This window comes from Phenylobacterium sp., from assembly GCF_016793285.1.
In the GTDB taxonomy this organism is placed as follows: Bacteria; Pseudomonadota; Alphaproteobacteria; order Caulobacterales; family Caulobacteraceae; genus Phenylobacterium.
On record NZ_JAEUMO010000136.1, the window covers coordinates 1 to 5368 of the forward strand.

General features: G+C 71.2%; 6 protein-coding genes. 2 read left to right on the forward strand and 4 right to left on the reverse strand.

Going from position 1 to position 5368, the window contains the following annotated elements; all coding sequences use genetic code 11:
- Nucleotides 1-170: 170 nt before the first annotated feature.
- Nucleotides 171-1580, reverse strand: a complete 1410-nt coding sequence (gene leuC / locus JNL41_RS13015; protein ID WP_293475575.1) for a 3-isopropylmalate dehydratase large subunit — start codon at nt 1578-1580, stop codon at nt 171-173.
- Nucleotides 1581-1713: 133 nt separating this feature from the next.
- On the opposite strand from leuC, the gene JNL41_RS13020 reads away from it, so the two are divergent.
- Entirely contained in the window at nt 1714-1986 is a 273-nt protein-coding gene (locus tag JNL41_RS13020; protein WP_293475577.1) for a hypothetical protein, read from the forward strand.
- Nucleotides 1987-2018: 32 nt separating this feature from the next.
- Here the strand turns inward: JNL41_RS13020 and JNL41_RS13025 are convergent, their stop codons facing one another.
- Nucleotides 2019-2981 (reverse strand): NAD(P)H-binding protein, encoded by a 963-nt coding sequence (locus JNL41_RS13025; RefSeq protein WP_293475579.1) that lies wholly within the window; start codon nt 2979-2981, stop codon nt 2019-2021.
- An 87-nt stretch (nt 2982-3068) separates the two neighbouring features.
- Between JNL41_RS13025 and JNL41_RS13030 the strand changes: the two genes are divergently transcribed.
- A complete protein-coding gene (locus JNL41_RS13030) occupies nt 3069-3959 on the forward strand; it encodes a LysR family transcriptional regulator (RefSeq protein ID WP_293475581.1) in 891 nt (296 codons plus the stop codon).
- A gap of 102 nt (nt 3960-4061) precedes the next feature.
- Here the strand turns inward: JNL41_RS13030 and rplS are convergent, their stop codons facing one another.
- A complete protein-coding gene (gene rplS, locus JNL41_RS13035; RefSeq protein ID WP_293475583.1) occupies nt 4062-4451 on the reverse strand; it encodes a 50S ribosomal protein L19 in 390 nt (129 codons plus the stop codon).
- Nucleotides 4452-4462: 11 nt separating this feature from the next.
- Nucleotides 4463-5200: a tRNA (guanosine(37)-N1)-methyltransferase TrmD gene (gene trmD, locus JNL41_RS13040; protein WP_293475585.1), complete on the reverse strand. Its 738-nt coding sequence runs from the start codon at nt 5198-5200 to the stop codon at nt 4463-4465.
- Between the last annotated feature and the right edge of the window lie 168 nt (nt 5201-5368).

Sequence of the window (5368 nt, forward strand, 5' to 3'; positions counted from 1 at the left end):
GTCGCCGTCCGGCGCGATCACCTCCAGCGACATGTTGGCCAGGTGGAACCAGGCGCGCTTCGCCCCGCCGCCGGGCTGCAGCTCCGGCTCGCGCCCCAGCAGGCGGCGGTAGCCGCCGCAGGCGGCGTCGAAGTCGCGGACGGCGACGGCGACGTGGTGCAGCCCGGTGATCACAGGAAATCCCGCACGTCGGCGATGTGGCCGGCGATGGCGGCGGCGGCGGCCATGGCGGGGCTCATCAGGTGGGTGCGTCCGCCGCGGCCCTGGCGGCCCTCGAAGTTGCGGTTCGAGGTCGAGGCGCAGCGCTGGCCCGGCTCCAGCTTGTCGGGGTTCATGGCCAGGCACATGGAGCAGCCCGGCTCGCGCCACTCGAAGCCGGCGGCCAGGAACACCTCGTCGAGGCCTTCCTCTTCCGCCTGAGCCCGCACGAGGCCCGAGCCCGGCACGACCATGGCGCGGACGCCCTCGGCCACCTTGCGGCCTTCCGCGATCTTGGCTGCGGCGCGCAGATCCTCGATGCGGCTGTTGGTGCAGGAGCCGATGAAGACCACGTCCACCTTGGCCTCGGTGATCGGCTGGCCGGCCGTCAGGCCCATGTAGCCCAGGGCCCGCTCGGCCGAGGCGCGCTTGTCCGGCGTCGCGAAGCTCTCCGGTGTCGGCACATTGCCCGTCACCGCCACGACGTCTTCCGGGCTGGTGCCCCAGGTGACCGACGGGGCGATCCGGGCGGCGTCCAGCACGATCTCGCGGTCGAACACCGCGTCGTCGTCGGTGAAGAAGCTCTTCCAGTAGCCGAGCGCCATCTCCCACGCGCCGCCCTTCGGCGTGGAGGGGCGGCCCTTCAGGTATTCGAACGTCGTCTCGTCCGGCGCGACCAGGCCCGCCCGCGCCCCGCCCTCGATGGTCAGGTTGCAGAGCGTCATGCGGCCCTCCATCGAGAGCGCCCGCACCGCCGAGCCCGCGTACTCGATGACGTAGCCGGTGCCGCCGGCGGTCCCGATCTCCCCGATGATCGCCAGGGCGAAGTCCTTGGCGCCGACGCCCGGCGCCGGCTCGCCTTCGATGCAGACGCGGAAGTTTTTCGCCTTCTTCTGGCGCAGCGTCTGGGTGGCCAGCACGTGCTCCACCTCGGACGTCCCGATCCCGTGCGCCAGGGCGCCGAACGCGCCGTGGGTCGAGGTGTGGCTGTCGCCGCAGACGATGGTCATGCCGGGCTGGGTGCGCCCCTGCTCGGGCCCGACGACGTGGACGATCCCGTTGCGGATATCGCCCATCGGGAAGTACTCGATCCCGTAGTCCTCGACGTTCCGGCCCAGGGTCTGGAGCTGGAGGCGGGCCTCGTCGTCCGCGACGGCGTCGACGCCCAGGCCCTGGCCCTCGGTCGGGATGTTGTGGTCGGCCACCGCCAGCGTGCGGTCGGGCCGGCGCACGGCGCGGCGGTTGGCGCGTAGTCCGGCGAAGGCCTGCGGGGTCGTCACCTCGTGGATGAGGTGCAGATCGATGTAGAGGATCGCCTCGCCGTCCTGTTCAGCGACGACGTGGGCGTCCCAGATCTTGTCGTAGAGGGTCTTGCCGGGCATGGGCGGCATGTAGGGCGCGGGCCCGGCGCACGTCTAGTGCTGCGACGCCGCGAAATGTTTGCACCCGCAGCAAATTCCTGCCCCGGAGCCCTCGCGCCTTCCGGATCGGCCCGGATCGCGGGATACGCAGGCCATGGATCCGCCCGCCGTGTTCGTGGTGACGCTGGAAGCCGTCGAGGCGGGCGCCGTCGCGCCGCTGACGATCCTCGCCTTCGCCCGCGCCGACACCGAAGCCGCCGCCGAGGCCGTCGCTGCGGCGGATCTCGGCGGCCAGGGCTGGACCGCCATCCGCGCGCTGCGGACCGCCGAGGTGATCGACGTCCCCGCGCTCCCCGAAGACTTCCTTTCGACCTACGAGACGGCGCTGAAGTGGGGCTGCGCGCTGATCGTCTACGACGAGCCCTGAATGCACCCGCTCCCCCTCAGGAAGGGGTGGAGCTACGCGGCCGCTCGCACGGTCGCCGGCAGCGAGCCCTGCCCGGCCAGCGCGGCGCGCAGAGCCTCGGCGAGCGACGTCCGCGGCTCGGCGCCGAGCTTCGCGACGAGCCTGCGGTTGTCCAGCAGCACCGGGCGCTCCCAGAGGTAGCGCATCTCCAGCATCTCGCGCAGGCTCTCGTTGAACGGCGCGGCCATGTGCAGGCCCAGCCACGGCAGCCGGCGCACCGCCACCGGCCCGCCCACCGCCGCTTCCAGGCCCGCCACGAGCTGGTGGCCGTCGACTTCCTGGCCCTGCATCTGGAAGACGTCGAAGGCTGCGAGGTCGGTCGCCAGCAGGCGCACGAACGTCTCGGCGACGTCGGGCAGGTAGGCCCAGGCGTGGGGCACGTCGAGCGGACCGGGATACATCACCGACGTCGGCGGCCGCCCGGGCCTCACCAGGCCTTGCGACATCCAGTTGTTGCCCGGCCTCGGCCCGAAGAAGTCCCCCGTGCGCAGGATCAGCACCGGCACGCCGGACCCGCGCAGGAGGGCCTCCATCGCCACCCGGATGCGGCCCTTGCGGGTCGCCGGATGCTGTTCCGAGCGCTCGTCGATCCGCGGGAAGGCGTCCTCGCCGTAGTTGTAGACCGTGCCCGGGAACAGCACCCGCGCTCCGCCGGCCTTCGCCGCCGCGATGGTGCTGGCGAGCATCGGCAACTGCAGCCCGGCCCAGTTCCTGTAGCCCGGCGGGTTCGCCCCGTGGACGATGATGTCGCAGCCCTCCGCCGCCGTCGCCACGTCGGCTGCGACCATCGCGTCGCCGGCCACCCACTCCAGCCCGCCCCGGCCCGAGCGCTGCGCCGCCGTCTCCGGGTTGCGGTTGAGCGCCCGCACCCGCCAGCCGTCCGCCAGCAGCCGGTCGGCCGTGGCGCCGCCCACGCCGCCGGTCGCGCCGATCACGAGAGCCTGTCTGCGAGCCATGGGAGCCTCCGTTCGTCACCCGCAGGCTGAGGCGGCGGCGCGATCGACGGAATTGCCGTTTGCGGCAGAACGGATATTCATGTGCGAATGCCTGGAAGCCTCGACTGGGATCTTCTTCAGAGCCTGCACGCGGTGCTGGAGGCGGGAACCTTCTCGGCCGCCGCGCGGATCCGCCGCCTCACCCAGCCCACGCTCGGCCGCCATATCGACCAGCTCGAACGCCAGCTCGGCGCGCCGCTGTTCCTGCGCAGTCCGCGGGGCCTGGTGGCCACCGACCTCGCGCTCGCCTTCCGGCCGCACCTTGCCGACATGGCCGCCGCCGCCGAGGCCGCGACGCGCGACGCCTCGGGCGTGGCCAGCGGCGAGGGGGGCGTCGTGCGCGTCACCGTCAGCGAAGTGGTCGGCATCGAGGTGGTCCCGGCGATGCTGGCCCGCTTCCGCGACAAGCATCCCGGCATCTCGGTGGAGCTCACGCTCAACAACAAGAGCGAGGACCTGACCCGCCGCGACGCCGACGTGGCCATCCGCATGACCCGGCCGACGCAGAACAGCCTGGTCGCCAGGAAGGTCGGCGACCTGAAGCTCTGCTTCCACGCCACGCCCGAGTACCTCGCGCGCCACGGGATCCCGAAGGACTTCGACGAACTCCAGACGCACAGCCTGATCGGCTTCGACCGCGTGTTCCCCGAGCTGGTCAACGAGCTGTCGATCGGCAAGCCCATCACGCGCGATCTCTTCAGCTACCGAACCGACAACGACGTGGCCCAGCTCGCGGCGATCCGCGCCGGGATCGGCATCGGCGTCTGCCAGGTGAAGCTGGGGCGCGCGGCGGGCCTGGTTCCCGTGATGCCCGACGTGTTCAGTTTCGAGCTGCCGATCTGGATCTGCATGCACGAGACCCTGCGTGGCAGCCCGCGCATGCGGCTGATGTTCGACCACCTCGCCGCCGAACTCGCCGCGTTTTCCGCCGAGGGGTGACCTCTGCGCCTCCGCTCCCGGGGGCGCCGCGTGGGGCTGGAAACGAAAGCGGCGGCCGGATCGCTCCGGCCGCCGCCTCGGATTCTCAGGCCTGGGAGGCGCTCAGCCTTCCGACGCCTCGGTCGTGCGGGCGCCCGTCTGGCGCTCGGCGATGCGGGCCGACTTCCCGCGGCGGTCGCGCAGGTAGTAGAGCTTGGCGCGACGGACGACGCCGCGGCGCTTCACCTCGATGCTCTCGATCATCGGCGACAGGATCGGGAACACCCGCTCCACGCCTTCGCCGAAGGAAATCTTGCGGACGGTGAAGCTCTCGTCGATCCCCTGGCCGCCACGGGCGATGCAGACGCCCTCGTAGGCCTGGACGCGCTCGCGCTCGCCTTCCTTGATCTTCACGTTCACGCGCACCGTGTCGCCGGGGCGGAACTCGGGGACCTTGCGGGTCTCCAGGAGGCGGTCGGCCTCTTCCTTGCGCAGTTGTTCGATCACGTTCATCGGTCTGGTCCTTACTGGGCTTGCCCTTTTTTGGGATCAGGGGCGCCCTTTGCCTGTTGATTGGCGGTCCTGGCGGCCCACAGGTCCGGGCGCCGCTCCCGCGTCGTCTCTTCCCGCATCGCCTGGCGCCACTTGCGGATTTCCGCGTGGTGCCCGGAGAGCAGGATCTCGGGGATATCGACCCCTTCGAACGTCCGCGGTCGCGTGTACTGCGGATGCTCGAGGAGACCGTCCTCGAAACTCTCTTCACTCAAACTCTCGGCTTGGCCCAACACACCGGGCACGAGCCGTACGCACGCCTCGATCGCCACCATCGCCGCTGCCTCGCCACCGGCCAGGACCGCGTCTCCGACGGAGACCTCGATGAACCCCCGGGCGTCGAGCACCCGCTGGTCCACCCCCTCGAACCGCCCGGCCAGGACGATCAGTCCCGGCCCGGAAGCCCATTTCCTTACAAGCGCCTGGGTGAGAGGGCGGCCCCTCGCGCTCATGTACAAAAGCGGCCGTTCGCGCCGCTCCACGCTGTCCAGCGCAGAGGCGATCACGTCCGCCCGCATCACCTGTCCCGGACCGCCACCCGCAGGGGTGTCGTCGAGGAAGCCGCGCTTATCTTTGGAAAAGCCCCGAATGTCCACCGTTTCCAGGGACCAGAGCGCGGCCTCTCGCCACGCCGTGCCGATGAGCGAAACGCCCAGCGGCCCCGGAAACGCCTCTGGGAACATGGTCAGCACGGTGCAGTCGAACGCCATGCGCGCTCAAAGCCCCGGACGGGGCGGCGGCGTCAAGGCCGCAGCAGCACGTAGTGGCTGTAGCCGTCGCTGAGCGGCAGGCCCGCGGCGAGGCACTTCAGGCGCGGCGTCGGGCGGCAGGGCCTGGCGTTGTAGCGGACGCCGGCCTCCATGAACTGGTTGCGCGAC

Excerpts from the sequence above, each read along its gene's own strand:
- leuC (WP_293475575.1), bottom strand. The coding sequence starts at position 1,580 with ATGCCCGGCAAGACCCTCTACGACAAGATCTGGGACGCCCACGTCGTC.
- JNL41_RS13020 (WP_293475577.1), top strand. The coding sequence starts at position 1,714 with ATGGATCCGCCCGCCGTGTTCGTGGTGACGCTGGAAGCCGTCGAGGCG.
- JNL41_RS13025 (WP_293475579.1), bottom strand. The coding sequence starts at position 2,981 with ATGGCTCGCAGACAGGCTCTCGTGATCGGCGCGACCGGCGGCGTGGGC.
- JNL41_RS13030 (WP_293475581.1), top strand. The coding sequence starts at position 3,069 with ATGCCTGGAAGCCTCGACTGGGATCTTCTTCAGAGCCTGCACGCGGTG.
- rplS (WP_293475583.1), bottom strand. The coding sequence starts at position 4,451 with ATGAACGTGATCGAACAACTGCGCAAGGAAGAGGCCGACCGCCTCCTG.
- trmD (WP_293475585.1), bottom strand. The coding sequence starts at position 5,200 with ATGGCGTTCGACTGCACCGTGCTGACCATGTTCCCAGAGGCGTTTCCG.